Genomic DNA, 25,771 nt, shown 5'->3' with positions numbered 1-25,771 from the left:
GGGGGTTGTGTTACGGCCGCCAGTCGCCCAGGTAGGCACGCTTGGTGTGTGCCTCGGCTTCTGCGGCGGCGAGTTGCGGACGGTTCTCGGGGACGGAAATCACGGCCCCCGGGCCGGAGTTGGCGAACTCCCTGAAGCGCATGGTCTGCCAGGGGTAGGCCTCCCGCATGTTGGTGTACGGCGCGACGGGATCGACACCGGGACCGATCCAGGTGTCCCGCACCACCAGCGAGGACCAGGCGGTCGTCTCGTACGACGGCACCCAGGGCCGTGCCAGTTTGTACGCCGCGTCTTCGGCGGCGGAGGTGATGCGGGAGCGGAGCGCGAGGATGCCGTGGGGGTTGGCGCGGGCCGTGGAGGGGGCGAAGACCATCCCTTTGGGGGTGAAGTTCACGTCCCGCTGCACGGTGTGGAAGTGACAGTGCTCGAAGACGGCGGTGGCCCGGCCGAAGACGAAGTCGACGTCGCCCTCGATGTAGCAGCGGTGGAAGTACTGCCGATCGAAGACGTCCAGGGCGGTCGTGTCGACGAAGAGGGTGTCCTGATGGGCCAGGAGGCGGACGTTGTCGAAGCTCGACCGGTCCGCGGTCACGTACGCCGCGACCGCCTGGGTGCCGGTGATCTCGGGGTGGTCGGCGCGCAGCCAGTCGTTGGCGAGGGTGAGGTCGCGGACGGTGAGTCCGGGGGCGGCCGAGGTGAAGGTCGCCGAACCCGCGGTGCCGTAGGTGCCCGAACCGTCCGGCTTCTGGGTGCCGTTGGCGTTGTCGTACACGATGACGACGTCGCGCGGGTCGCGGGTTGCGCCGCGCAGGGTCAACTCGACGGCTTCGGTGGGAACTTTGACGACTTCTCGATAAATCCCCGGGTGGATGACGATCGTGCAGCCGGGTCGGCCGGTGACCGCGTCCACGGCCGCCTGGACGTAGTCACCCGGGCGGACGTGCAGGACGTGGCGGCCACTGGCGAGAACCGGTCCGGCGCCGGTCGCCACGAGACCCGCGGTCAGGCCCGCCAGCAGGGTGCGACGGCGCATCTCAGCAGTCCTCCTTCCACGGCTCCCAGTCCCCGAGGTACGCGGCACGGTTCGCCGACGCGGCCTGTTCTGGGGCGAGTTGGGGCCGGTTCTCGGGGACGGAGATCGTCGCGCCGGGGCCGGTGTTGTGGTACTCCGCGAACCGCTGGTTCTGCCACGGGTAGTCGTTCGACATGTTGGCGTAGGGCGCGACCGCGTCGATGCCGGGGCCGAGCACCGTGTCCCGGACGGTGAGCATCGGCCGGGCCGTGCGGTCGGAGCTGGGCACCCAGGGGCGGGCCAGCTTGTAGTAGGCGTCCGGGGCCTCGCTGCTCACGCGGCTCCTGGTGACCAGGTGGCCGAGCGGGTTGGCGCCCGCCGTCGAGGGCGCGAAGACGAAGCCGTACGGGGCGGAGCCCAGGTCGGTGCGGGTCAGCGTACGGAAGTGGCAGTGCTCGAAGACGGCGGTGGACCGCCCGAACACGAAGTCGACGTCGCCCTCGGCGTAGCAGTGCGCGAAGTACTGCCGGGCGAAGACGGTGAGCGAGTTGGTGTCGGCGTACAGGGTGTCCTGGTGGCCGAGGAAGCGGCAGTGGTGGAAGGCGGAGCGGTCGCCCGTGACCTTGGTGGCGACGGCCTGGGTGCCGCTGATGCCGGGGTGTTCGGCGCGCAGCCAGTCGTTGGCGAAGGTGATCCGGCGGGCGGTGAATCCGTCGGCGCGCACGGTCGTGGTGGCCGAGCCGGTGGTGCCGTAGGTGCCGGAGCCGTCGGGCCTCGGGGTGCCGGCGGCGTTGTCGTAGACGATGACGACGTCCCGGGGGTCGTCGCCGGCGCCGAGCCAGGTCATGTCGGTGCGGGTGGGGTCGACGGCGACGGTCTCCCGGTAGGTGCCCGGCGCGAGGACCAGCGTCCAGCCGCTCCCGGTGGCGGCGGTCACGGCGGACTGCACGGTGGTGTGGTCGCCGCGGCCGTGCGGGTCGACGTAGAGGGTGGTCGGGGAGAGCCGGGCGGCGGGTGAGCCGTACCGGCCGAAGGGCCGGGGGCCGGGGGCGGCCTGGGCGGGGGATACTGCGCCGAGGGCGGCGGCCGCTCCCGCGCTTGCCACCAGGAATCCCCGTCTGGACAGGGGGAGTTGCATGCGATGTCTCCTTTCCGGATGGCGGCCGGGGCGACGGCGCCGCCCCGGCCGCGTGGCGCGATTCAGCGGATTCAGCAGATGCGGCCGGCGCCCGCACGGTGGTCGACGATGCCCGGGACCGCCCGCGGGTGGTCGACCTTGGTGCGCAGGGTGGGCGTCCAGCCCGCTCCGGACCGGAGGGTCTCGGCGGGGATCTCCGCGTTGTGCACGGCGATCAGATCCGTCGGCTTGCCGTTGACGTAGTTGTTCTCGGCGGTGAGCGGCGCCTCGTTCCACTTCTTCAGCACCTTGCCGGTGCTCACCCCGGACGCCAGCGTGAAGGCGTTGTCGGTGGCGTGCAGTTGGGAGGAGGCGCCGATGCCGAAGACGTAGCCGAACTTCTGCCCGCCGGTCACCACGAAGTGGTTGTTGTACGAGTCGACCTGCCCGAACCGGACGCGCGGCGCCCGCTCCACGATGCCCTCGAAGCGGTTGTGGTGAAGGGTGACCTTAAGCTTGCCGGTGTCGGTCGAGCCCGCGCTGTCGCTGTTGCCGATCAGCATGGTCTTGTCGTGGTCGTTGAAGGAGTTCCAGGACACGGTCACGAAGTTGCCGCCGCGCACCACGTCCACCAGGCCGTCGTGCTGCTGGTAGACCTTGCCGAAGTACTCCGGCAACGCGCTGTCGGGATAGCGGCCGTCGGTCAGCGTGTTGTGGTCGACCCACACATGGGTGGAGCCGTGGACCACGACCCCGTCGTACTCGGAGTTCCAGGCGCCGGTCTTGTTGTCGTCGGTCGGGTCCCACTGCGGGAAGCAGTCGACCGGGGCCTCGATGGTGAGGTTCCGAAGGATCACATTGTCGACGGCCTTGATCTGAAGGCTGCCGCCCCGGATCCCGGAGTCCCGGCCCACGCCCACGATGGTGGTGTCGGCGGGCACATTGGCCTTGATCATCTTGTCCTGGTTGACGGCCGACGCGGCCCGCAGCTCCTCCTGCTCACCGCTGACGGGGGTGTCGTGCCCCCACACCGCGGGGTCGTAGTCGGCGAGGTACCGCTGGAAGTCGTACCCCTCCGCCGCGAGCGCGTCACAGCCCTCGGAGACGGCGTCGATCATGCCCTTGACCTTGATGATCCGGGGCGCGGTGCCATCCTCCGCGAGCGCGGCCTTGAACTCCGCCCAGGTGGACACGGTGTACACATGCGCTGCGTCGGCGGCCGAACCGCCGGTGGTCCCGGCGCCCTCCGAGGCCCACCCGTCCCCGGCGGCGAGCACCTCACGCCCGAGGTCACGGGCCGACCCGGCCTGGGCGGCACCGACACTGACACCGGCTCCGGTGACACCGAGGACGAGCGAGACGCAGCCCGCCAGTACGACGGTTCTCCCTATGGCATGCCCATGCCATACCTGTGAGTTCATAATGCGGCTCTCTTCTCTGCGCAATTGATGTCAGACGGCTTCCGGCCAGCTGATCCACGACTCCGGGATCGCCTCGTCCAGCCGCCGAAGGTCCCGCGGGCTCAACACCCGCGTCCGCAACAGCTCCCGCGCCACGAGCCGCGCCACCTCGATGGCGCCGGGCGGGTTGAAGTGCGTGTTGTCCTGCTCGGTAGCGGTCCAGTTGAAGTACTTCTTGGTCTCCTCGACCCCCAGCGACTGCCACAGCTGAAGCGACAGCGCCTGAATGTCGAGAAGAGCGACCCGCTCCTCCTCGGCGAGCGCCCGCATCGCCGCCGGATAGTCACCGTGACTGGGCTGAGCGTTGCCCCCGGCATCGAACCGCCGCCGCTCAACAGCGGTGGCGAGCACGGGCCGGGCCCCACGGGCTCGGGCACCCTCGATGTACAGCCGCAGATAGTCCTGGTACGTGCTCCAGGGCTCGGTGTACCGAACCGGGTCGGTGGCCTTCTCGTCGTTGTGCGCGAACTGGATGACCAGAAGGTCCCCGGGCCGAATGGCCCCAAGGATGACCTCCAGCCGCCCTTCATCGACAAAGCTCTTGGAACTACGCCCGTTCACAGCATGATTGGAGACGACAAGCCCCTTCCGAAGAAAGAAGGGGATGGCCATTCCCCACCCGGTCTCGGGCGCGGCGTCCGCGTATTTCTGGGCGGCGGTGGAATCTCCGGCGATGAAGACCGTACGCCGACGCTGCTCACCGGCCTGAGCGGTACCAAAGGTGAGAGGAACAGCTGCGACAACAGCACCGGCGATCTGTCTACGGGAAAGCGACAACTGACGTAGCCCTTCTTCCCTAGGGGTGCGGGGAACTGCGCGACCAGCCACAACGGCTCCGCAGCCCCCCACGAATAACAACCACCCGACCGATCAGGACTTCTGCTCGTTCCACTCGGCCTGAGCCTCATTCAGCTGCTCAGCAACCGTGTCCAAGAACTCCTCCGCACTCATCTTCCCGAGCAGCACCTTCTGGAAGTTCGGCTCGTTGTCCGCCTTGGAAATCGTGTTCCAGTCAGGCAGGTAGTAGGGAAGCTGAACAATGGTCGTAGAACCGTCGTTCAACGCGGCAGCGGCCAGCTTCGTCGGCTCGGCCTCATTGATCCAAGCGTCCTGCGCAGCCTCGGTGTTGGACGGAATCGCGCCCGCCGACTCGTTCCACTTCGAGTTCGCCTCGTGAGACGCCGCGAACTCGATGAACTTCCACGCCGCGTCCTTGTTCTTGGAGCTCTTGAACAGGCCGAGACCGTCAACGGGGTTGGAGACCTGAACCCGCTCACCGGTGGAACCGACCGGCTGCGGGACACCCCGGAACTTCTCGACCCCGAGCGCCTTCACATGGTCCTGGTACGACCCGAGGTTGTGGTTGAGCATCCCGATCGTGCCGGAGTCCCACTGCGCGACCATCTTGGTGAAGTCGTTGTTGAGGTCGGCGGCAGGCGTGACCTTCTTGAACAGCGCCGCGTACTTCTCCAGCGCCTCGACGTTCTTCGGGTCGTTGACGGTGGCCTTGTCGCCGTTCCAGAACTCGGTGATCCCGCTCTGCCCGTACATCGCGTCCAGCGCCTGCGCGATCGAGCCCGCACCACCGCGGATCGTGTACCCGAACTCGTTCTTGCCGGAGTCGGTGAGCTTCTCGGCGGCCGTGTAGAAGGCGTCCCAGGTGGTCGGCTCCGCCAGGCCCGCCTTCTTGAACAGGTCGGTGCGGTAGTAGAGGACACCGTTGTTGGCGGAGGTGGGGATCGAGTACATGTGCTCGTCGGAGCCGCCGGCCGCCTTGACCGACTCGACCATGTCCTCGTTGAGCTTGCCGGAGAGGGAGGACTTGGCGAACCGGTCCTCGACGGGCTCCAGCGCGTCCTGGGCGGAGATCCCGGCGAGCATCGCGGCGCCGACACCGCCGACGTCCGGCAGTCCGCCGCCCTGGATGGCGGTGTCGTACTTCGACTGCACCTCGGTCGCGGCGATCGGCACGTACTCGACCTTGATGTCCGGGTTCGCCTTCTCGAAGTCGGCGATGATCTCCTTCCAGATGTCGGTGCGCACACCGCCGTTGTTGTCCCAGAAGACGATCTCGCCCTTGCCGGATCCCTCGGATCCCTTGTCCCCGCCGCCGCCACTGCCGTCGTCTCCGCAGGCGGTGGCGGTGAGGGCGAGCACGGAGCCCAGGGCGACGGCCATGGCGGCGCGCCTGCTTCTACGGATGCTGATCTTCATTGGTCGGCTCTCTTCTTCTGGTCTTCCGGATCCAGCGGGATATGGAGTTGTGGGGGTCAGTGAGTGGGGTGGGACGGGCCCATGTGCTCCTGCGGCCCACCGAGGGCGGCGATCGGTACCACGACGGCGGCCATGGTTCCGCCCGCCCATGGCAAGCGCTTGCTATGGAGTTGCGTCATTGCGGCTCCCAACAGGCGTAAGAAGAAGGTGAGTTACGAGGTAGTGACCCTGAAGCGCGAGAAGGTTGCCGCGCCGGCGTGTCCCTGGCCGGTGGGCGCGAGGGCGAAGAGGCCGAGCAGAGCGCCGACCCAGCGCCAGGGGGTGGCGGCGAAGACGGGACCGGAGGGCGTCCAGCCGTCGCCGACGTCGTAGGAGAAGTGGCAGCGGGCGCCGGGGGTGATCTCGACGCGGAGCCGGGCGCGGCCCTCGGGGGCGAGGCGGGGATGCGCGGCGTCCCGCTCACGTTCGGCGACCGGCTCGGCGAAGCGATGAACCAGAAACACCGCGCCCTCGCCGTCCCGCTGGAGCCCGATCCAGCCGAACGCGTCCCCGAGCACCGCGAGTCCGGCCCGCGCCCCCGACTCCTCGCTGTCCAGGCGCAGTTCGACCTCGACGGTGGCCGGTGTTCCGGGCAGCCGCTGGGTGAGGACGTTCGCCAGTCTGCGCAGGTCGTGCATGTCGTCCGAGCGGACGCAGGTGAGCCGGAGCCCGTCGGCGGAGTGCTGGGTGGACCAGCCCTCGCGCGGATTGGCCGTCCATTGCCACTGTCTGCCGTACCGGCCGCCGGGGAAGTTGTCGTCGGTGGCGGGCGCGGCGGGCGACTGCGGCGGCAGCGCGGGATTGCGGTGTACGGCGACGGGGGCGCCGTCGGCGCCGAGCACCGGCCAGCCGTCGGCGGCCCAGCGCATCGGCTGGAGGTGCACGACCCGGCCGTAGGCGCCCCGCTGCTGGAAGTGGACGAACCAGTCCTCCCCGGCCGGGGTGCGCACCCAGCCGCCCTGGTGGGGGCCGTTGATGTCGGTGTCCCGCTGTTCGAGGACGATCCGCTCCTCGTACGGGCCGAAGAAGCCGCGCGAGCGGAAGGCGCCCTGCCAGCCGGTCTCCACTCCCCCGGCCGGGGCGAGGATCCAGAACCAGCCGTCGTGCTGATAGAGCTTGGGGCCCTCCAGGGTGAACCAGCCGGGGATGCGGTCGCCGTCGACGATCACCTTGCCCTCGTCGAGGAGTTCGGTGCCGTCGGGGTGCATCCGGTGCCCGGTGAGGCGGTTCTTGACGCCGGAGCGTGACTTGGCCCAGGCGTGCACCAGATAGGCCTCGCCGGTCTCCTCGTCCCACAGCGGGCAGGGGTCGATCAGGCCCTTGCCCGCCTTGACCAGGTGCGGTCGGGTCCAAGGGCCCCGGATTCCGGGGGCGTTGACCTGGTAGATGCCCTGGTCGGGGTCGCCCCAGAAGATCCAGAAGCGGTCGGCGTGGTGGCGCAGGGAGGGGGCCCAGACACCGCAGTCGTGGCGTGGGGTGCGGAACTCGGCGGCCGGTTCGAGGCGTTCGAGGGCATGGCCGATGAGGGTCCAGTTGACGAGGTCGCGGGAGTGCAGCAGCGGCAGTCCCGGGACGCGGCCGAAGCTGGAGGCGGTGAGGTAGAAGTCGTCCCCGACGCGCAGGACGTCCGGGTCGGACCAGTCGGCGTTGAGGATGGGGTTGGTGTACGTGGTCACTGGGTTGGTGTACGTCGTCACGGGCTCACCGCCTTGCGGACCAGGGCGGCGGCCCCGGCGCGGTCGAGGCGGCCGTCCGCCACGACGGTGACCACCCGTCGGACCACGGTGTCGCCGGGCGGCACCGGCAGCCGCTGGTCGTGGGCGAGGGAGGAGCCGACTCCGGGGTATTCGTCGGCGCGTACGAACCACGGGTCCTGACGGGTGCGTTCGGTGGCGCCCGCGAAGACCAGCGTCCAGGAGGAGCCGACCAGGGCGACCCAGCCGGCCCGGCGGCCGTGCGCCCGCTCCTCGCCATCCGCGTCCGGAGTGAGGACGTCCGGGGGCGTTTCCTCCTTGCGGGCCCGCCAGAAGAATCCGCCGTAGGCCGCGCCGGGGCGCCCGTTGGTGGCCGGGCTGCCGATGGAGAGCGCGCCCGCGGTCACGTTGGTGAGCGAGAAGGTGAAGTCCAACGCCCAGGCGGAGTCGGTGAGTTCGGTCGCGGCGACGGTACGGCGCTCGCGCAGCAGCTCGGCACCGGACGCCATCCAGCGCAGCTCCTCCACGAACCCGTCGGGGTCGCGGAGTTGGAAGGCGGCGTGGCGCTGGGCGCCGTGGTTGTCCTGCTCGGTCGGGCCCTGGTCGCGGACGTAGGTGCGTCCGCCCCAGAAGTTGCGCCCCTCGACGTCGGGAACGGCGACACCGACGCCGAGGTGGTGGAGGTGGTCGGCGGGCTGGAGCTCGGTGACCGCCGTACCGGACAGGGTGGTGACCGGGTGCAGATACGGGCGCGGGGAGAGCCGGGCCGGAAGTTCGGGCCGGGTGACGTAGCGGCCGACCGGGCGGCCCGCGACCCGCAGGACCGGGGTGTCGCTGGACGTCATCATGTGCTCACCTCTTTGCGGAGACCGTGGGGAAGCGCCCAGGGGGCGCCCAGCTCGGAGTAGAGGGCAAGGGTGTCGGCGGCGGCCTCGACAAGGCCGTCCACGCCGGGCACGACTCGGCGCTGTTCACCGGGGAGCAGGTGCCAGGCCCCCTCGGGCAGCGGGGCGGGGTCGGGGGCCAGCCGGATCGCCTCGACGACCTTCATGAAGGCACCGGTCAGTTCGGGGGTGACCAGCAGTTCGTCGCCGTCGGTGAGGTGCGCGACGAGGTTCTCCAGCAGGTCGGTGCGGCCGTACTCGGACTCCTGGGGGCCGTGGTCCGCGCGCTGGAGCAGCACCCGGTCCTGCTTGTACCAGAAGGTGATCCGGCCGCTGCTGCCGTGCACCACGACATACGGCTCGTCGGGGTGCTCGGCGCACAGGGTGGCGGCGACGGTGACCCGGTGGCCCTGGGCGGTGGCGACGCGGACGCAGGAGGTGTCGTCGGACTCGATGTCGTTGGCGCGCAGCAGCTCGGTCTCGACGTCGGTGACGTCCTCGGCGCGGCTGGATCCGCCGAGCGCGAGGGCGGTGGCGACGGCGTGCGCGAGCGGGTTGGTGAGCGCCCCGTCGATCACGTCGACGCCGTTCAGGCGCCGCTTCCCGGCCCAGGGGGCACGCCGGTAGTAGGACTCGGGGCGGGCCCAGGCGCCGGCGCCACCGATGCCGACGAGTTCGCCGATGGTGCCGTCGGCGATCATCCGACGGATCGCGGGCACCGCGTGCGAGCCGAGCGACTGGAAGCCGATCTGGCAGGCGACCCCGGCTTCGGCGACCCCGTCGGCCATGCGCCGGAACTCGGCGTAGGACGGGGCGGGCGGCTTCTCCAGGAGGAGGTGCACGCCGCGCCGGGCCGCTTCGAGCGCCAGGTCCGTGTGGGTCGGGATCGGGGTGCAGATCACCGCGACCCGGGCGCCGGTGGAGTCCAGCAGCGAGCCGAAGTCGGCGGACTGCTCGGGCGTGCCGAGCCCCTCGGGGATCTCCTCCTCGGTCAGCGGCGTCAGCTCGCAGACTCCGGCGAGCCGGACGACGCCCTTGTCCTGGAGCCGTCGGATGTTGTCCAGGTGCCAGCGGCCGTGCCCGCGCGCGCCCGCCAGGACGATGTCTACGCTCATGGGATCCTCCCTGCGCCCGCGCCACGGGCCACCGCTCGGTCGGCCGCCGCGGCGCTGTCGATCTTTGTGTGCAGGGTAGGTGTCCAGCCCTTGACCAGGTCGGCGACCTCGATATGGCCGGGGGTGGTGAAGGCGAGGTTGCGGACGATGACGTTGGCGGCATCCCTGACCTGGAGGCTCGCACCCTTCAGGACGCTCGGTTTGGCGGCGCCCCAGGTGCGGGGGTCGTAGGCGGTGAGGTACTGCTTCCGGTCGTAGCCGTCGGTGGCGTAGCCGTCGTTCGCGGGCAGGGTGTCGCGGCCGATGTCGCGGCCCTCGGCGTGCGCGGGGAAGCCGAACACCCCGAGCAGGGCCGGCGGGACGATGAACCAGTGCCGTCTCATCCCTTCACCGCCCCGGCGCTGAAGCCGGTGATCAGCCACTTCTGGATGAAGGCGAACACGATCACCACGGGTACGGCCGCGACGATGCCGCCCGCGGCGAGCGCGCCGAGGTCGACGCTGTCCGCGCTCATCAGGGTGTTGAGGCCGACCGGGATGGTCTGCTTGTCCTGGTTGTTGAGGAACATCAGGGCGAACAGGAAGTGGTTCCAGGAGTGCACGAAGGCGAAGGAGCCGACGGCGATCAGTCCGGGCCGCAGCAGCGGCAGTACGACGACCCGGAAGGCCCGTAGCCGGCCGCAGCCGTCCACCCAGGCGGCCTCCTCCAGGGAGTACGGCACGTTCTTGATGAAGTTGCTGATCAGGAACATCGACAGCGGCAGTTGGAAGACGGTCTCCGCGAGGATGACGCTGCCCAGCGAGTTGATCATCTGGAGCTCGGCGAAGATCTCGAACAGCGGCACCAGCAGCAGCGCGCCCGGCACGAACTGGGAGCAGAGCAGGGCCAGCATGAACGCCCGCTTGATCTTGAAGTCGAACCGGGCGAGGGCATAGCCGCCGGCCAGGGCGACCACCGTCGTCATCACCAGGGTGGCGAGACCGACGTAGACGCTGTTCTGGAAGTACGTGCCGAAGCTGCGCTCGTTCCAGACCTTGTCGAAGTGGTCGAAGGTCATCGGCCAGGGCACCAGGGAGGTCGAGCCGGCCGGGCGGAGCGCGAAGAGCAGGATCCAGTAGAAGGGGATCAGGGTGAAGAGCAGGTAGATGCCGAGCGGGAGGTAGATCTGCCAGCGCGGGACCTCGTCCCAGGCGCGGTGCTTGCCCGAAGGGCGGGGCGGCGGCGGGGACTTGGGGGCGGTGTCCATGACCGGGGCGGCTTCCTTGATGCTCACTTGCTCTCACCTCCGAACTTGCTCAGCCGCAGATAGACCATCGAGCAGAAGAGCAGGATCACGAACGCGACCGTCGTCAGGGCGGATGCGTAGCCGAAGTTGTGGGCGTCGACGCTGGTGTTGGCGATGTACAGCGGGAGGGTCGTCGTCTCGCCCGCGGGTCCGCCGCCGGTGAGGGTGTAGAGCAGATCGACGTTGTTGAACTCCCAGACCGCGCGCAGCAGCGTGGACAGGATGATGGCGTCCTTCAGATGCGGCAGCGTGATGTGCCAGAACTGCTTGAACCGGCTGGCCCCGTCGACCTCGGCGGCCTCGTAGAGGTCCTTGGAGACGGACTGGAGGTCGGCGAGGATGAGGATCGCGAAGAAGGGCACCCCGCGCCACAGGTCGGCGACGATCGCCGCCGGGAAGACGGTGGAGGTGTCCGACAGCCAGCTGGTGCCGTAGGAGCCGATGCCCATGTCCGCGAGGTAACGGGTGATGCCCGTCTGGGAGTTGTAGAGGAGCACCCAGATCGCGGAGGTCAGCACGCCCGAGACGGCCCACGGCGAGAAGACCAGCGCACGGCCCATGGCCCGCCCGACGAAGGTCTGGTTGACGATGAGGGCCAGCGCGAGTCCGAACAGCAACTGGAGTCCGACCTCGACGAAGACCCACTTGGCGCTGAAGGTCAGGGTGTCCCAGAACAGCGGGTCGTCGGTGAAGGCGTGGACGAAGTTGTCGAAGCCCGCGTAGCCGTTCCGCCAGGGCTTGGTGGGGTTGTAGTTCTGGAGGCTGTAGTAGAAGACGCTGATGACCGGGTAGGCGATGAAGCCGAGCATGAGCAGGGCGGCCGGGGCGATCAGCAGGTAAGGGAGCCTGCGCGGGGTCGCGGAGGCACGGCGCCGCCTCGGTGGCGCGGGCGGCTTCGCCACGGCAGCGGCTTGGGCCATGACTGTCTCTCCGTTCTCGGTGAAGCGCTTTCCGATCACTGTTCGAGGTTTCGACCGAAGAGTGCGGTGGCCGAGGGGTGGTTCAGCCGGCGTAAGGGTCCTGCACCTGGCCCGGCCGGGCGAGGAATTCGAAGTCGCAGCCGGTGTCGGCCTGGCCGATCTGTTCGTTGTAGAGGGCGCCGTAGCCCCGCTCGTAACGGGCGGGCGGAGGTGCCCACTCGGACCTGCGCCGCGCCAACTCCTCGTCGTCCACGTGGAGATGGAGGGTGCGGGCGGTGACGTCGAGGGTGATGGAGTCACCGGTGCGGACCAGGGCGAGCGGTCCGCCGATGTACGACTCCGGCGCGACGTGCAGCACGCACGCGCCGTAACTGGTGCCGCTCATCCGGGCGTCGGAGATCCGCACCATGTCCCGTACCCCCTGCTTGAGCAGGTGGTCGGGGATGGGGAGCATGCCGTACTCGGGCATGCCCGGACCGCCCTTGGGCCCGGAGCCGCGCAGCACCAGCACGCTGTCGGCGGTGATGCCGAGCGACGGGTCGTTGATGGTGCGCTGCATGGTCTTGTAGTCGTCGAAGACGACGGCGGACCCGGTGTGCTTGAGGAGCTGCGGTTCGGCGGAGATGTGCTTGATGACGGCGCCGTCCGGGCAGAGGTTGCCGCGCAGCACGGCGACCCCGCCCTCAGCGGCGACCGGGTTCTCGCGGGTGCGGATGACGTCGTCGTCGTGGACGACGGCACCCTCGATCTGCTCCCCCAGCGTGCCGTTGACGGTCGGCCGGTCCAGGTGGAGCAGGTCCGGGATGCGGGAGAGGAACCCGGGCAGTCCGCCCGCGAAGTAGAAATCCTCCATCAGGTACGTCCGTCCGCCGGGCCGGACGTTCGCCAGCACCGGCACGGTGCGCGCGATGCGGTCGAAGTCGTCGAGGGTGAGCGGCACTTGGCAGCGACCGGCGAGCGCGATCAGATGGATGACGGCGTTGGTGGAGCCACCGAGTCCGAGCACCGTGGTGACGGCGTCCTCGAAGGCCTCGCGGGTGAGGATCCGGGACGGGGCCGGTCCGGTCCAGGCGAGTTCCACGGCGCGGCGCCCGGAGGCGGCGGCCATCCGCTCGTGCGCGGAGTCAACAGCGGGGATCGACGAGGCACCCGGCAGGGTCATCCCGAGGGCCTCCGCCGCCGCGGTCATCGTGGACGCGGTGCCCATGGTCATGCAGTGGCCGGGCGACCGCGCCAACCCGCCTTGCAGTTCCCGCAGTTCGCAGTCGGTGAGGTTGCCCGCGCGGTGCTCGTCCCAGTACTTCCACATGTCGGTGCCGGACCCGAGGGTCTCCCCGCGCCAGTGTCCCGGCAGCATCGGCCCCGCGGGCACGAAGAGCGAGGGGACGTCGGCCGAGGCCGCGCCCATCAGCAGCGCGGGCGTCGACTTGTCGCAGCCGCCGAGCAGGACCGCCGCGTCGACGGGGTAGGAGCGCAGCAGCTCCTCCGTCTCCATCGACAGCAGGTTGCGGTAGAGCATCGGGGTCGGCTTCTGGTAGGTCTCGGAGAGCGTGGAGACCGGGAACTCCAGCGGTAATCCGCCGGCCTGCCACACGCCCCGCTTGACCGCCTCGGCGCGCTCGCGCAGATGGACGTGGCAGGGGTTGATGTCGGACCAGGTGTTGAGGACGGCGATCACCGGGCGGCCCCGGTACTCCTCCGCCTCGTAACCGAGCTGCCGCATCCGGGCGTTGTGCGACCAGGTGCGCAACTGGCCCTCGGTGCCGTACCACTGATGGCTTCTCAGTTCCTCGGGTCGTCTGCGGCCGGTCATATGGACCATCCGGCGGCGATGGCGGCGACCTCGGCGCGGTCGCTCTCGGGCAGCGGCTTGCTCGGCGGGCGGACCTCGCGGCGGCACAGGCCGAGGGAGGCGAGGGCCTCCTTGACCACGGTGACGTTGTTGGCCGAGCCGTTGGCGGCGCGCAGTTCCTCGAAGCGGCGGATCTGTTCCCAGACCTTCATGGCGGCCGGGTAGTCCCCGGATCGAAGCGCTTCGATCATGTTCAGCGAAACGGCCGGGGCGACGTTCACGAGCCCCGAGGTGAAGCCGGTGGCGCCCGCGGAGAAGTAGGAGGGGGCGTAGGGCTCGGCGAGCCCGGCGACCCAGACGAACCGGTCCAGACCCGCGTCCCGGGAGAAAGCGGCGAACTTGGCGGCGTCCGGGACGGCGTACTTCACGCCGATCACGTTCGGGCAGGAGTCGGCGAGCTCGGCGAGCCGTGCGCCGCTGAGTTGCGCGTTGCGGATGTAGGGCACGACCCCCAGCTCGGGGACGGCCTCGGCGATGGCGCGGTGGTAGTCGACCCAGCCGCCCTGCGAGACGTACGGGTGGACGGGCTGATGGACCATCACCATCGCGGCGCCCCGCTCCCGGGCGTGCCGGGCGGAGGCGACGGCGGTGGGCACGTCATGGCCGACGCCGACGAGGATCACGCCGCGGTCGCCGACCTCGTCGAGGGTGATCTCGGTGACGAGCTGCCGCTCCTGCGGGCTGAGGGCGTAGAACTCGCCGGTGTTGCCGTTGGGGGTGAGGGTGCGGATCCCCCCGTCGAGCAGTCGACGCAGCAGGGCCCGGTGGGTGTCCTGGTCGACGCTGCCGTCCTCGGCGAAAGGGGTCACCGGGATCGACACCACGTCGGCCAGGGCCGCCCGCTGGGTCTCGAACGTCGCGCTGCTCATTCCTGACCTTCCTGGTCCGCGGCCTCGGGGAACGCCCGCTCGACGAACGACGCGATGTGGGCGTGCAGGGCGCGGGCCGCGCCGTCCGCGTCGCCGCCGAGGGCGAGCCGGAGGATCTCCCGGTGCTCACCGGCCTCCCGCTCCCAGGAGGGCGAGGCGGCCCAGGCGACGGCGGAGACGAGGGCGGCCTGGTCGCGGACCTCGTCGAGCATCCGGCCGAGCAGCGGGTTGCCGCAGGGCAGGTACAGCGCGCGATGGAACTCCCTGTTGGCCAGGGAGCGTTCGGCGGCGTCGGTGGCCCGGTCGGCGCGGGTCAGCGCGTCGCGTGCGTCGTCGAGGGAGGCGCCGCGGCGCACCGCCCGCTTCAGCGCCTCGGGTTCGAGGAGCAGCCGCACGTCGTAGACCTCGCGCGCCATGTCCGCGTCCACCATGCGCACCGTGACGCCCTTGTACTGGTTCATCACGACGAGCCCGGTCCCGGCGAGCGTCTTGAGCGCCTCGCGCACCGGGGTCTTGGACACCCCGAACTGCGCGGCGAGCTCGGTCTCCACCAGAGCCTGACCCGGCGTCAGCCGGCCGGTGAGGATACGGCGTTTGATCTCCTCCAGCACGTATTGCGTGCGGGAGGGGATCGGCGTGGGCACAGAGGTCATGCGCGCCTCTCGGATCTCACATATCGCGTCTCATATATGACGTACGAAGTACGACGCGATGAAGGTAGGAGCGCCTCTGTGTTTCGTCAATGCTTCTGACAAAGGAAGTTGGGGGGTGCGTGCTCATGCCCCCGGCGTCCACCCCGGATTCCGCCCGCTCAGCCCCACCGTCCGGTCCAGCAAGGGCGCGCTGTCCGGTACGGGGACGATCGGGCCGAAGATCTCGCCGCGGCTCGGGTCGTCCTTCGACGCGAGCTGGAAGTCGTAGGTGGCCTGGAGGGCGGTCGGGTCGGGGTTGTACGGCTGCCCCGTGGCACGGGCCAGGTCCCAGCCGTGGATGACCAGTTCGTCGATGGCCACGGCACCGGCGACCGCGCCGGGCAGGTCGAAGCCGCCCGCCCGGGTCATCCCGGTCCAGGCACGCGGGTCACGCCAGACCTCGGCGAGCTCGTCGAAGACCTTGGGGAACTCCTCGCGCCAGCCGGGGCCGATGTCGGGAACGGCGTCGAAGGGGTTGGTGTCGGTCGTGCCGCCCAGGCTCTTGCGACCGGCGTCCCGGAAGGCGACGGTCAGGCCCAGCAGGTGCCCGAGCAGGTTGCGGGCACGCAGGTCAGGGCACGGCGTCTCGTCCATCAGCTGCTCGTCGCGCACGCCCTCGACGAGACGGGCCAGGACCTGGGTCTGGGGCCCGAGATCGATGATCGGATCCATCATTGGCTACTCCTCCGCACTCCCGGAATGGTCGTGAAGGGTTGACCTCCCAGCCACCGAAAACTCATCGCCCGAGCCGTATCTAGGACACCTGCCCGATCCCTGCGCCACGTCCTTAGACCCACGATGGCCAGGCATGACAACGAAATGGACCTTGCTCCGCGTGCTGAGCGACCGCACCGCGGGGCGCTATCTGGCCGGGGTCGTGATCTCCGGATTCGGGACCTCGGCGCTGTGGCTGGTGGCGGGCGTGTGGGTGAAGGACCTCACCGGCTCCGACGCTCTCGCCGCGCTGTGCATGCTGGCGATGTGGGCGCCCACCCTGGCCGGCCCCCTGCTCGGCACGCTCGCCGACCGCACCCGCCGAGTACCCCTGCTGATCGCCACGAACCTCCTGCTCGCTGCGCTCCTGCTGACCCTGCTCACGGTCGACTCCCCGACCGCCCTGTGGCTCCTCTTCGCGGTCCTCTTCGTGTACGGCGCCGCGGGCGTCGTCCAGGACGCGGCCGAGTCCGCCCTCGTCGCCTCCGCCGTCCCGGGGCCCCTGCTCGGCGACTTCAACGGACTGCGCATGACGGCGGGCGAGGGCATGAAGATCCTGGCCCCGCCCGCGGGCGCCGCTCTCTACACGCTCCACGGCGGCGCGAGCGTCGCCCTCCTGGACGCGCTGACCTTCGTCGCGGCCGCCGGTCTCTACGCCCGCCTGCGGGTCCAGGAGCGCCGACCGGAGCCGCCCACCGCCCACTGGCGGACCCGGACCGCCGAGGGCGCCCGCTATGTGTGGTCCCACCCCATGCTGCGCCCCCTGACCCTGGCGGGCGGCACCACCATGCTCTGCGCCGGGGTCAGCGGCGCCCTGATCTACCCGGTCGTCGAGGACCTCGGCCACTCCCCCGCCTACGCGGGTGTGCTCTACGCCGTCCAGGGCGCCGGATCGGTGGCGGTGGGCCTGCTCTCCGGGCCCGCCCTGCGCCGCCTCGGCACCCAGCGGTTCGCTGCGTGCGGGATCGCCCTGTTCGGGGCGGCGGTGGCGCTGCGGGCCGTGCCCTCCGACGCCGTGGCGCTGGCGTGCAGCGCGGCGATCGGCGCGGGCCTGCCCGCCGTACTGATCGCCGCGCTCACCCAGGTCCAGCAGCGGACCCCGGACCGGCTGCTGGGCCGGGTCACCGCCACCGCGAACACCTTGGTGTTCACCCCGAACGTGATCGGCCTCGCCGCGGGCGCGGCCCTGGTCGAGGCGGTCGATCACCGGCTGCTGCTGGCCGTCACCGGAGTCACGCTGCTCGCGACAGCGGCGGCCCTGTTTCAGTCCCCGGCGAGCGCCGAGCGCACCAGCTCCAAGTCGCCGTCGGACGCCAACCCCGCGTGATACAGCCGCAGTTCCGTGGCGCCGAGGTCCCGCGCGCGGGCGATGTCGTCGGCGAGGGTGCCGGGGCTGCCACCCAACCCGGAGACCACGGTGAAGTTGGCGGCGAGAACACCACCTTGCTCGGCGAACGGCGTCAGCAGGCCTGTACCGCCCGTGCAGGGCACGACCACACCATCGGCGACAGAGAGTATGTGCGCGGCATCCACCCCGGCGTTCGCCCCGCAGCGGTACGGCACCGGGTCGGCGTGCAGCAGCACCTGGAACCCGGCCGGGGCGGCGGCACGGACCGCGGCGACGGCCGCCTCCTGGAGCGTACGGGCGGTCTCGTCGCGCCACGCGCGGGTGGCGGCCGCGTTGGCCTCCCCGAGCAGCTTCTCCACGTCCGCCCAGCCCTCGTCGGCGCCCTCGCCCCGCCACAGCGGCTCCAGCGCGGCCCGTACGACCGCCGCCAGCTCGTCGGCGTCCAGGCCCTGGGCGCCGTAGCCCTGGCGGCAGGTGGGGCAGAAGCAGAGGGACATCAGGTACTGCCCGGCCTCGCCGAGGCCGACCCCGCCGGTCTTGTCGTGGGCGTGCAGATGGGCGAGTCCGTACCAGCCGAGGGACTCCAGCTCGGTGCCGCGCGCGCCGGGCCGTACCGCCGCCTCGGCGGCCAAGTCGGTCAGGTACGCGCGCGTGGCGGGCTGTGCGATGCACGGGGCCCAGGGATAGCGGTCCCCGTAGGCATTGACGACGGAGGTGTGCGGATGCTCGACGCCCAGGCGGGAGTTGTGCGCGAGCACGACCCAGGTGTGCACGTCGAGACCGGCCTCCGCGAGGGCGTGGGCCGCCTCGCCGTAGGCGTCGCCGGGCGCCCAGTCCCCGGCCGCGTAGGGGCGCAGTTCACGGCCCTGCCAGCGGTCGTCCGTCGGGTACAGCACGGCCGCGTGTTCGGCGGTGACGATGCGGTGGCGCGGGTGGCGGGGGGTCAACGCGCGCGTGGAGTGGTAGGCCGAGGCGAGGGTCACCTGCGACACACCGAGGGCGGCGATCCGCCCGGCCGCCTCCGGGTCGCCGTTGACGTCCCAGGGGTAGACGAATGCCGACGCCGTCACTTGCCGTCCTCCTCAAGGAGCGCGTACCCACGCTCGATCAGCAGCGCGAGCTGCTTGACATGGTCCTCGGCCGGCTCGGACAGCGGCGGCCGGACCTCCCCCACGTCGAGCCCGCGCAGCCGGACCCCGGCCTTCACGAGGGCCACGGCGTATCCACGCCCCTGGGCGCGCAGTTCGACGAACGGCCGGTAGAAGCCGTCCAGCAGGCGGCGCACGGTGGCGTCGTCGCCGGTGCGCAGCGCCTTGTGGAAGGCGAGGGCGATCTCGGGGGCGAAGCAGAACACAGCCGAGGAGTAGAGCGTGATGCCGAGGGCGCGGTAGGCGAGCTGGGTCTGCTCGGCGGTCGGCAGTCCGTTGAAGTACAGGAAATCGCCGGGGACTTCGGTGCGTACGGCGCTGACGATCCGCTGCATGAGGTCCAGGTCGCCGAGGCCGTCCTTGAACCCGACGATCCCGTCCGTACGGGCCAGTTCGACGACCGTCTGCGGGGTGAACACGGCGTTGTCGCGCTGGTAGACGATGACAGGGAGTGCGGTGGCCGCGGCGACCTCGCGATAGTGCCGCAGCAGCCCCTCCTGCCCGGCGAGCACGAGGTACGGCGGCATGGCGAGCAGTCCGTCGGCGCCGGCCGCCTCGGCGAGCCGCGCGTAGCGCGCGGCGAGCGCGGTGCCGTATCCGGCGCCCGCGACGACGGGCACCCGGCCCGCCGTCTCCTGAACGGCCACCCGGACGCACTCCTGGTACTCCTCGGGCGTCAGCGCGTGGAACTCCCCGGTGCCGCAGCAGGCGAAGACCGCGGCGGCCCCGGCGTCCACCCCGCGGCGCACATGCTCGCGGTAGACGTCGTGATCGACGGCGCCGTCGGGGCCGTAGGCGGTGACCGGGAAGAACAGCGGCCCGCTGGGGATGCCGAGTCGAGCGGCGAGGTCGGCTGGCGTCACAGGCTCTCCCTAGAACGGGTGCGTGCAGGTCTCTGATCGAAGTTTATGTTTATGAACACAAGCTTCGCCACCCTTGACGGGCCAGGGCGATGATCCATAGCTTGTCCACGAGTGTGAATAGCGCGCAGTCATGCAACCGTCTACTCAAGGAGACCCGAGGATGCCAGCGCCCCGCACCGTTCTGCTCACCGGCGCCGCCGGCGGCCTCGGCACCCTGATGCGGGACCTGCTCCCGGAGTACGGCTACCGGCTGCGCCTGCTGGACCTGCGGCCCATCGACGGCGAACCGGACGCGATCGTCGCCGACCTCGCCGACAAGGAGGCCCTGCGCGAGGCCGTCCGCGGCGTCGACGCGATCATCCACCTTGCGGGGATCTCCCTGGAAGCCCCGTTCGAGAAGATCCTCAAGGCGAACATCGAGGGCACCTACAACCTGTACGAGGCCGCCCGCGAGGAGGGCGTCGCGCGCATCGTGTTCGCCTCCTCCAACCACGCGGTCGGCTTCACCCCCCGCCCCCAGGGCGACGACCCGCTGATCCCGGTCGACACCCCGCGCCGCCCGGACACCTTCTACGGCCTGTCCAAATCCTTCGGCGAGGATCTCGCCCAGTTCTACTGGGACAAGTACGGCCTGGAGACGGTGTCGGTGCGCATCGGCTCCTGCTTCCCGGAGCCGACCAGCGTGCGCATGCTGTCGGTCTGGATGAGCCCCGGCGACGGCGCCCGCCTGCTGCACGCGGCCCTGACCGCCGAGGACGTCGGCCACACGGTCGTCCACGGCTCCTCCGCCAACACCCGCCTGTGGTGGGACCTCACCTCGGCCCGCGCCCTCGGCTACGCCCCCCAGGACGACTCCGAGCCCTACGCCGAGAAACTGATCGCCGAACAGGGCGACCTGGACCCCACGAACGAGGCCCATGCCTACCTGGGCGGCCACTTCGTGAACGACCCGCCGATCTGGCCGTACTGACCGATCAGGAGCGCGCGCGAGGGCGAACGGGCAGAGAACGGGCCCGTCACTCCATCCATTCGGGCACCCCCCAAGGACATCCCGAGCAGGCCAGGAAGCGGTGCAGGAACGCCGGTCAAGGGGCGCGGGGAACTGCGCGACCAGCCACGACGCACCCGCAGCCGGCACTCGACCGCCACACCCCACCCCCGACGCCCGAACGGGCACACAACGGTCAGCATCACACTGGTAACAAACCTGGTCACCGCCACACACCCGCTGTAGAAATTCCCTCAAGCGCCCGAACGGGCAGCGCAGCGGAAGGGCGGGTGACGAAGATGAACAAGACCGCGGAAGAACGCCAACGCGAGATCATCCGCGCGGCCCGCGCCACCGGCTCCGTCGACGTCAACGCGCTGGCCGACCACCTGGGCGTGGCCAAGGAGACCGTACGCCGAGACCTCCGCGCCCTGGAGGACCACGGCCTGGTCCGCCGCACCCACGGCGGCGCCTACCCCGTGGAGAGCGCCGGTTTCGAAACCACGCTGGCCTTCCGCGCCACCAGCCACGTACCCGAGAAGCGCAGGATCGCGGCCGCCGCGGCCGAGCTGCTCGGGGACGCCGAGACCGTCTTCGTGGACGAAGGCTTCACTCCCCAGCTCATTGCCGAGGCGCTCCCCAGGGACCGCCCGCTGACCGTCGTCACCGCGTCCCTGCCGGTCGCGGGCACCCTGGCGGAGGCGGAACACATCTCCGTACTGCTGCTCGGCGGCCGGGTCCGGGCCGGCACGCTGGCCACCGTCGACCACTGGACGACGAAGATGCTGGCCGGCTTCGTCATCGACCTCGCCTTCATCGGCGCCAACGGCATCTCCCGCGAGCACGGACTGACCACTCCCGACCCCGCCGTCAGCGAGGTCAAGGCCCAGGCCGTACGCGCCTCCCGGCGCACGGTGTTCGCGGGCGTGCACACCAAGTTCGGCGCCGTCAGCTTCTGCCGGTTCGCGGAGGTCGGCGCGCTGGAGGCGATCGTGACGAGCACGTTGCTCCCGGCGGCGGAGGCGCACCGCTACTCCCTACTGGGCCCGCAGATCATCCGAGTCTGACCCCCGAAACGAACGAGAACGTCCCCGCGGGGCACACCCACACCCGCTCGCACCCCTTATCTCCCCATACGTCCAGGAGCGATCCATGCGAACCCAGAGCCGACGGAGGCCGCGAGCCACGCTCGCCGCGGCCGCCGCAGGGACGCTGCTCGCCCCGCTGCTCTCCGGCTGCTGGGTCGGAGCGGGCGGGGCCGGATCGGGCGGCGACTCGATCAACGTCCTCATGGTCAACAACCCCCAGATGGTGGAGCTCCAGAAACTGGCTCCCCACTTCACCGAAGAGACCGGCATCAAGGTCAACTTCACGGTCCTGCCCGAGAACGACGTCCGCGACAAGATCAGCCAGGACTTCGCCAACCAGGCCGGCCAGTACGACGTAGCCACGCTCTCCAACTACGAGATACCGATCTACGCCCGCAACGACTGGCTGAAGGAGATGGACTCCTACGTCGCGAAGGATCCGGCCTACGACGAGCAGGACGTCCTCGGCCCGATGCGCGAGTCCCTGACCGGCGACGACGGCAAGCTCTACGGCCAGCCCTTCTACGGCGAGTCGTCCTTCCTGATGTACCGCAAGGACATCTTCGAGAAGGAGGGCCTGACGATGCCCGCGCACCCCACCTGGCAGCAGGTGGCGGACCTCGCCGCGCGGGTCGACGGGGCCGAGCCGGACATGAAGGGCATCTGCCTGCGCGGACTGCCCGGCTGGGGCGAGGTCATGGCACCGCTCACCACCGTCGTGAACACCTTCGGCGGCACCTGGTTCGACAAGGACTGGAACGCCCGCCTCGACTCCCCGGAATGGGAAAAGGCGACGAAGTTCTATGTCGACCTGGTCCGTGAGCACGGCGAGTCCGGCGCCGCCCAGGCCGGCTTCGCCGAGTGCCTGAACAACATGACCCAGGGCAACGTCGCCATGTGGTACGACGCCACATCCGCCGCCGGTTCCCTGGAGTCCGCCGACTCCCCGGTCAAGGGCAAGGTCGGCTACGCGCCCGCCCCGGTCGAGCGGACCGAGTCCTCCGGCTGGCTCTACACCTGGGCCTGGGGCATCCAGGAGGCCTCCCGGAACCCCGACAAGGCCTGGCAGTTCGTCTCCTGGGCGTCGAGCAAGCAGTACGAGCAGTTGGTCGGCGACGAGGTCGGCTGGTCCGACGTCCCGGCGGGCAAGCGTGCCTCCACTTACGCCAACCCCGACTACCGCGCGGAGGCCGCCGCCTTCCAGGAGATGACCAAGGAGGCCATCGAGGGCGCCCGCCCGAACGACCCAGGGGTGCAGCCGCGTCCGGCGCCCGGCATCCAGTTCGTCGGCATCCCCGAGTTCACCGATCTCGGTACCAAGGTCTCCCAGGAGATCAGCGCGGCCATCGCCGGACGGCAGTCCGTCGAGTCGGCCCTGAGCAAGTCGCAGTCGCTCGCCGAGAAGATCTCCGAGGAGTACGAGGGACGATGACCGCCACGACCACCGCTCCGATCGCCGCACCCTCCGTACGCGCGGAGAAGCGTCCCCCCTCGGACCGACTGCGCGCCTGGGCGACCCGCGCCCCGCTCCTGCCCGCCCTGATCTTCATGATCGCGGTGACCCAGCTGCCGTTCGTGGCCACGCTGGTGATTTCCTTCTTCGACTGGAACTCCCTCTACCCCGACGCCCGCAGCTTCACGGGCCTGTCGAACTACTCGGAGGTCCTCACCGACGCCGATCTGCGCCGCTCGGTGTGGACGACGGTCCTGCTCACGGCCGCCGTGGTGCTGGCCAGCCTGGTCCTGGGCCTGGCCCTGGCGCTGCTGCTGGACCGGAAGTTCAAGGGCCGGGGCGTGGTCCGCACCCTGCTGATCGCCCCGTTCCTGGTGGTCCCGGTGGCGGCGGCCCTGCTCTGGAAGCACGTCCTGTACAACCCCGAATACGGCCTGTTCAACGGGCTGTTGCACTACGTGGGCGGACCGCAGCCGGACTGGATCTCCAACACCCCGCTGCTCGCGGTGGAAGCCGCCCTGGTGTGGCAGTGGACCCCCTTCATGATGCTGATCCTGCTGGCGGGCCTCCAGAGCCGTGACCAGCAACAGATCGAGGCGGCCCGGGTGGACGGCGCGAGCGACTGGCAGATCTTCCGTCACCTGACGCTCCCGCACCTGCGCCGCTACCTGGAACTCGGGGCCCTCCTGGGCTCGATCTACATCGTCCAGAACTTCGACGCGGTCTTCACGATCACCTCGGGCGGACTGGGCACGGCGAACCTCCCCTACACCGTCTACCAGAGCTTCTACCAGGCCCATGAGAACGGCCTCGCCTCGGCGGCCGGCGTCCTGGTCGTCATCGGCTCGATCATCATCGCGACCTTCGCGCTGCGGGTCGTCTCGTCCCTGTTCCGCGAGGAGGTGTCCCGCGCATGAACGCCGTACGCCGCAACGGTCTCGGCCTGCTGGCCTGGTTCGTCGGAATCCTGTTCTTCCTGCCCATCGCCTGGATGGCCCTGACCTCCTTCCACTCGGAGGAGGACGCGGCGACCAACCCGCCGTCCTTCGGTGCCGCACTCACGCTGGACGGCTACCGGGAGTTCTTCGGCACCGGCGGCGGGGCGAGCCCGTGGCCGTCCCTGATCAACTCGACGGTCGCGTCGGTGGCATCGACGCTGCTGGTCCTCCTCCTGGCCCTCCCCGCGGCCTACGCCCTCTCGATCCGCCCGGTGAAGAAGTGGACGGACGTCCTGTTCTTCTTCCTGTCGACGAAGATGCTGCCGGTGGTAGCGGGCCTGCTCCCGATCTACCTCTTCGCCAAGAACACGGACATGCTGGACAACATCTGGCTGCTGGTCATCCTCTACACCTCGATGAACCTGCCGATCGCGGTCTGGATGATGCAGTCGTTCCTGTCCGAGGTGCCGGTGGCGGTGATCGAGGCGGCGCGGGTGGACGGCGCGAAGCTACCCACGATCCTCGCCCGGGTGGTGGCCCCGATAGCCCTCCCCGGAATCGCGGCAACGGCCCTGATCTGCTTCATCTTCAGCTGGAACGAGCTGCTGTTCGCGAGGGTGCTGACGGGAGTCGTGGCGGAAACGGCCCCCGTCTTCCTGACCGGCTTCATCACCAGCCAGGGCCTGTTCCTGGCGAAGGTGTGCGCCGCGTCGCTCGTCATCTCCCTGCCGGTGCTCGCCGCGGGGTTCGCCGCCCAGGACAAGCTGGTCCAGGGCCTGTCGTTGGGAGCAGTGAAATGAAGGCCGCCGTCATCGAGTCCGTGGGCAGGGCCGTGGTCACCGAGGTCCCCGACCCGACGCCGGGGCCGAGGGAGGTCGTGGTGGAGGTGGCGGCGTGCGGCCTCTGCGGGACGGATCTGCACATCCTTCAGGGCGAGTTCGCACCGAAGCTGCCGATTGTGCCGGGGCACGAGTTCGCGGGCGAGGTGGTGGAAGTGGGCCGGGAGGTGACGGAGCTCTCGATCGGCGACAGAGTGGCGGTGGACCCCTCCCTCTACTGCTACGAATGCCGCTACTGCCGCACCGGCCACAACAACCTCTGCGAGCGCTGGGCAGCGATCGGCGTGACGACGGCGGGCGGCGCGGCGCAGTATGCGGTGGCCCCGGTGGCGAACTGCGTCCGTTTGCCGGACCACGTCCGCACCCAGGACGCGGCGTTGGTGGAACCCCTGTCCTGCGCGGTACGCGGTTACGACGTCCTGCGCTCCCGCCTCGGCGCCCATGTCCTGATCTACGGCTCGGGAACGATGGGTTTGATGATGCTGGAGCTGGCGAAGCGAACGGGTGCGGCAAGTGTGGACGTGGTGGACGTAAACGCGACGCGCCTAGAAACAGCACGCGAGTTGGGCGTATCAGGTTCCTCGACGAACGCGGACGAACTGGACCGTCCCCAGGGCTGGGACGTGGTGGTGGACGCAACGGGCAACGCGTCCGCAATCCAGGACGGCCTGAACCGTGTCTCCAAGGCAGGCACGTTCCTCCAATTCGGCGTAGCGGACTACTCGACCCGCGTCGAGATCGACCCCTACCGCATCTACAACCAAGAGATCACCATCACCGGCTCGATGGCAGTCCTGCACAGCTTCGAGCGAGCAGCGGAACTCTTCGCAACGGGCGCCCTGAACCCCGAAATCTTCATCAGCGACCGCCTCCCCCTGGCCCACTACCCCGAGGCCCTGAACCAGTTCGCGTCGGGAGTGGGCCGCAAAATAGTCGTAGTCCCGTAAAAACCCTTCCTCGCCCCCGCCGCCCCTACCCGTCCCATCCTGAAGGGGCGGCAGCCCCTTCACCCCGCCCAGGGGGCTCCGCCCCCTGGACCCCCGCTCCTCAAACGCCGGAGGGGCTGAATTGCCGCACCCGGCACTTCCAGCCCGCCCGGAACTCAGGGCCAAGGCAGCGCAGCCCCGCTCCTCTCAACCCGTCCGGCGTGTGAGGGCAAGACCGCAGCTGTCCCCATCCCCCGCCCGCCCCCTCTCAGCCCGTCCGGCGTTTGAGGACGAGGCCCCTTCAGGGCCGATA

General features: G+C 70.0%; 24 protein-coding genes. 7 read left to right on the top strand and 17 right to left on the bottom strand.

Annotation, left to right across the window (positions count from 1 at the left end; all coding sequences use genetic code 11):
* Positions 1 to 10: 10 nt before the first annotated feature.
* The 15 genes from BN159_RS32815 to BN159_RS32745 all read right to left on the bottom strand — a co-directional run bounded on the left by BN159_RS32815 (position 11) and on the right by BN159_RS32745 (position 15,825).
* Positions 11 to 1,033 carry a pectinesterase family protein gene (locus BN159_RS32815; RefSeq protein ID WP_015661337.1) on the bottom strand — a complete coding sequence of 341 codons (1,023 nt, stop codon included), beginning with the start codon at positions 1,031 to 1,033 and terminating at the stop codon, positions 11 to 13.
* A 1-nt stretch (position 1,034) separates the two neighbouring features.
* Positions 1,035 to 2,150 carry a pectinesterase family protein gene (locus tag BN159_RS32810; protein ID WP_015661336.1) on the bottom strand — a complete coding sequence of 372 codons (1,116 nt, stop codon included), beginning with the start codon at positions 2,148 to 2,150 and terminating at the stop codon, positions 1,035 to 1,037.
* Between the two features lie 71 nt (positions 2,151 to 2,221).
* The gene (locus BN159_RS32805; protein WP_015661335.1) at positions 2,222 to 3,550 is read right to left on the bottom strand and encodes a pectate lyase family protein; all 1,329 of its coding nucleotides are present in this window, start codon (positions 3,548 to 3,550) and stop codon (positions 2,222 to 2,224) included.
* A gap of 30 nt (positions 3,551 to 3,580) precedes the next feature.
* A complete protein-coding gene (locus BN159_RS32800) occupies positions 3,581 to 4,366 on the bottom strand; it encodes a rhamnogalacturonan acetylesterase (protein WP_041820169.1) in 786 nt (261 codons plus the stop codon).
* 93 nt (positions 4,367 to 4,459) lie between these two features.
* Positions 4,460 to 5,803 (bottom strand): ABC transporter substrate-binding protein, encoded by a 1,344-nt coding sequence (locus BN159_RS32795; RefSeq protein ID WP_041820166.1) that lies wholly within the window; start codon positions 5,801 to 5,803, stop codon positions 4,460 to 4,462.
* Positions 5,804 to 6,015: 212 nt separating this feature from the next.
* Positions 6,016 to 7,539, bottom strand: coding sequence for a glycoside hydrolase family 43 protein (locus tag BN159_RS32790; RefSeq protein WP_015661331.1), 1,524 nt, complete (start codon positions 7,537 to 7,539; stop codon positions 6,016 to 6,018).
* Positions 7,536 to 8,381: a DUF6807 domain-containing protein gene (locus tag BN159_RS32785; protein WP_041820163.1), complete on the bottom strand. Its 846-nt coding sequence runs from the start codon at positions 8,379 to 8,381 to the stop codon at positions 7,536 to 7,538. Before BN159_RS32785 ends, BN159_RS32790 begins: the two co-directional genes overlap by 4 nt.
* Positions 8,381 to 9,535: a Gfo/Idh/MocA family protein gene (locus BN159_RS32780; RefSeq protein WP_015661329.1), complete on the bottom strand. Its 1,155-nt coding sequence runs from the start codon at positions 9,533 to 9,535 to the stop codon at positions 8,381 to 8,383. Before BN159_RS32780 ends, BN159_RS32785 begins: the two co-directional genes overlap by 1 nt.
* A complete protein-coding gene (locus BN159_RS32775; RefSeq protein WP_015661328.1) occupies positions 9,532 to 9,918 on the bottom strand; it encodes a hypothetical protein in 387 nt (128 codons plus the stop codon). The genes BN159_RS32780 and BN159_RS32775 overlap by 4 nt, the downstream gene beginning before the upstream one ends.
* Positions 9,915 to 10,781, bottom strand: a complete 867-nt coding sequence (locus BN159_RS32770; protein WP_041822069.1) for a carbohydrate ABC transporter permease — start codon at positions 10,779 to 10,781, stop codon at positions 9,915 to 9,917. The genes BN159_RS32775 and BN159_RS32770 overlap by 4 nt, the downstream gene beginning before the upstream one ends.
* Positions 10,782 to 10,804: 23 nt before the next feature.
* Complete coding sequence (locus tag BN159_RS32765; RefSeq protein WP_015661326.1) at positions 10,805 to 11,740, bottom strand: carbohydrate ABC transporter permease; 936 nt, start codon at positions 11,738 to 11,740, stop codon at positions 10,805 to 10,807.
* 82 nt (positions 11,741 to 11,822) lie between these two features.
* Positions 11,823 to 13,553: an L-arabinonate dehydratase gene (gene araD / locus BN159_RS32760; RefSeq protein ID WP_015661325.1), complete on the bottom strand. Its 1,731-nt coding sequence runs from the start codon at positions 13,551 to 13,553 to the stop codon at positions 11,823 to 11,825.
* The gene (locus tag BN159_RS32755; RefSeq protein WP_015661324.1) at positions 13,550 to 14,461 is read right to left on the bottom strand and encodes a dihydrodipicolinate synthase family protein; all 912 of its coding nucleotides are present in this window, start codon (positions 14,459 to 14,461) and stop codon (positions 13,550 to 13,552) included. The genes araD and BN159_RS32755 overlap by 4 nt, the downstream gene beginning before the upstream one ends.
* Complete coding sequence (locus BN159_RS32750) at positions 14,458 to 15,114, bottom strand: GntR family transcriptional regulator (RefSeq protein WP_015661323.1); 657 nt, start codon at positions 15,112 to 15,114, stop codon at positions 14,458 to 14,460. The genes BN159_RS32755 and BN159_RS32750 overlap by 4 nt, the downstream gene beginning before the upstream one ends.
* A gap of 123 nt (positions 15,115 to 15,237) precedes the next feature.
* Positions 15,238 to 15,825 carry a TIGR03086 family metal-binding protein gene (locus BN159_RS32745; protein WP_015661322.1) on the bottom strand — a complete coding sequence of 196 codons (588 nt, stop codon included), beginning with the start codon at positions 15,823 to 15,825 and terminating at the stop codon, positions 15,238 to 15,240.
* A 136-nt stretch (positions 15,826 to 15,961) separates the two neighbouring features.
* On the opposite strand from BN159_RS32745, the gene BN159_RS32740 reads away from it, so the two are divergent.
* Positions 15,962 to 17,194, top strand: coding sequence for an MFS transporter (locus BN159_RS32740; protein ID WP_015661321.1), 1,233 nt, complete (start codon positions 15,962 to 15,964; stop codon positions 17,192 to 17,194).
* Here the strand turns inward: BN159_RS32740 and BN159_RS32735 are convergent.
* The gene (locus BN159_RS32735; RefSeq protein ID WP_015661320.1) at positions 17,131 to 18,285 is read right to left on the bottom strand and encodes a hypothetical protein; all 1,155 of its coding nucleotides are present in this window, start codon (positions 18,283 to 18,285) and stop codon (positions 17,131 to 17,133) included. The genes BN159_RS32740 and BN159_RS32735 overlap by 64 nt on opposite strands.
* Entirely contained in the window at positions 18,282 to 19,226 is a 945-nt protein-coding gene (locus BN159_RS32730) for a 5-dehydro-4-deoxyglucarate dehydratase (RefSeq protein ID WP_015661319.1), read from the bottom strand. The genes BN159_RS32735 and BN159_RS32730 overlap by 4 nt, the downstream gene beginning before the upstream one ends.
* A 160-nt stretch (positions 19,227 to 19,386) precedes the next feature.
* Between BN159_RS32730 and BN159_RS32725 the strand changes: the two genes are divergently transcribed.
* From BN159_RS32725 to BN159_RS32700, 6 genes are all read left to right on the top strand, one after another.
* Positions 19,387 to 20,196 carry an NAD-dependent epimerase/dehydratase family protein gene (locus BN159_RS32725; RefSeq protein ID WP_015661318.1) on the top strand — a complete coding sequence of 270 codons (810 nt, stop codon included), beginning with the start codon at positions 19,387 to 19,389 and terminating at the stop codon, positions 20,194 to 20,196.
* A gap of 317 nt (positions 20,197 to 20,513) precedes the next feature.
* Positions 20,514 to 21,281, top strand: coding sequence for a DeoR/GlpR family DNA-binding transcription regulator (locus tag BN159_RS32720; RefSeq protein ID WP_015661317.1), 768 nt, complete (start codon positions 20,514 to 20,516; stop codon positions 21,279 to 21,281).
* An 85-nt stretch (positions 21,282 to 21,366) separates the two neighbouring features.
* Positions 21,367 to 22,734 (top strand): ABC transporter substrate-binding protein, encoded by a 1,368-nt coding sequence (locus tag BN159_RS32715; RefSeq protein WP_015661316.1) that lies wholly within the window; start codon positions 21,367 to 21,369, stop codon positions 22,732 to 22,734.
* Positions 22,731 to 23,672: a carbohydrate ABC transporter permease gene (locus tag BN159_RS32710; protein ID WP_015661315.1), complete on the top strand. Its 942-nt coding sequence runs from the start codon at positions 22,731 to 22,733 to the stop codon at positions 23,670 to 23,672. Before BN159_RS32715 ends, BN159_RS32710 begins: the two co-directional genes overlap by 4 nt.
* Complete coding sequence (locus tag BN159_RS32705; protein ID WP_015661314.1) at positions 23,669 to 24,493, top strand: carbohydrate ABC transporter permease; 825 nt, start codon at positions 23,669 to 23,671, stop codon at positions 24,491 to 24,493. Before BN159_RS32710 ends, BN159_RS32705 begins: the two co-directional genes overlap by 4 nt.
* Positions 24,490 to 25,479: a zinc-dependent alcohol dehydrogenase family protein gene (locus tag BN159_RS32700; protein WP_015661313.1), complete on the top strand. Its 990-nt coding sequence runs from the start codon at positions 24,490 to 24,492 to the stop codon at positions 25,477 to 25,479. The genes BN159_RS32705 and BN159_RS32700 overlap by 4 nt, the downstream gene beginning before the upstream one ends.
* Positions 25,480 to 25,771 lie beyond the last annotated feature (292 nt).

The sequence above is a fragment of the Streptomyces davaonensis JCM 4913 genome (assembly GCF_000349325.1).
Lineage (GTDB): Bacteria > Actinomycetota > Actinomycetes > Streptomycetales > Streptomycetaceae > Streptomyces > Streptomyces davaonensis.
Note: the sequence above shows the minus strand (reverse complement) of the source record. Positions and strands in the feature narration are given on the sequence as shown.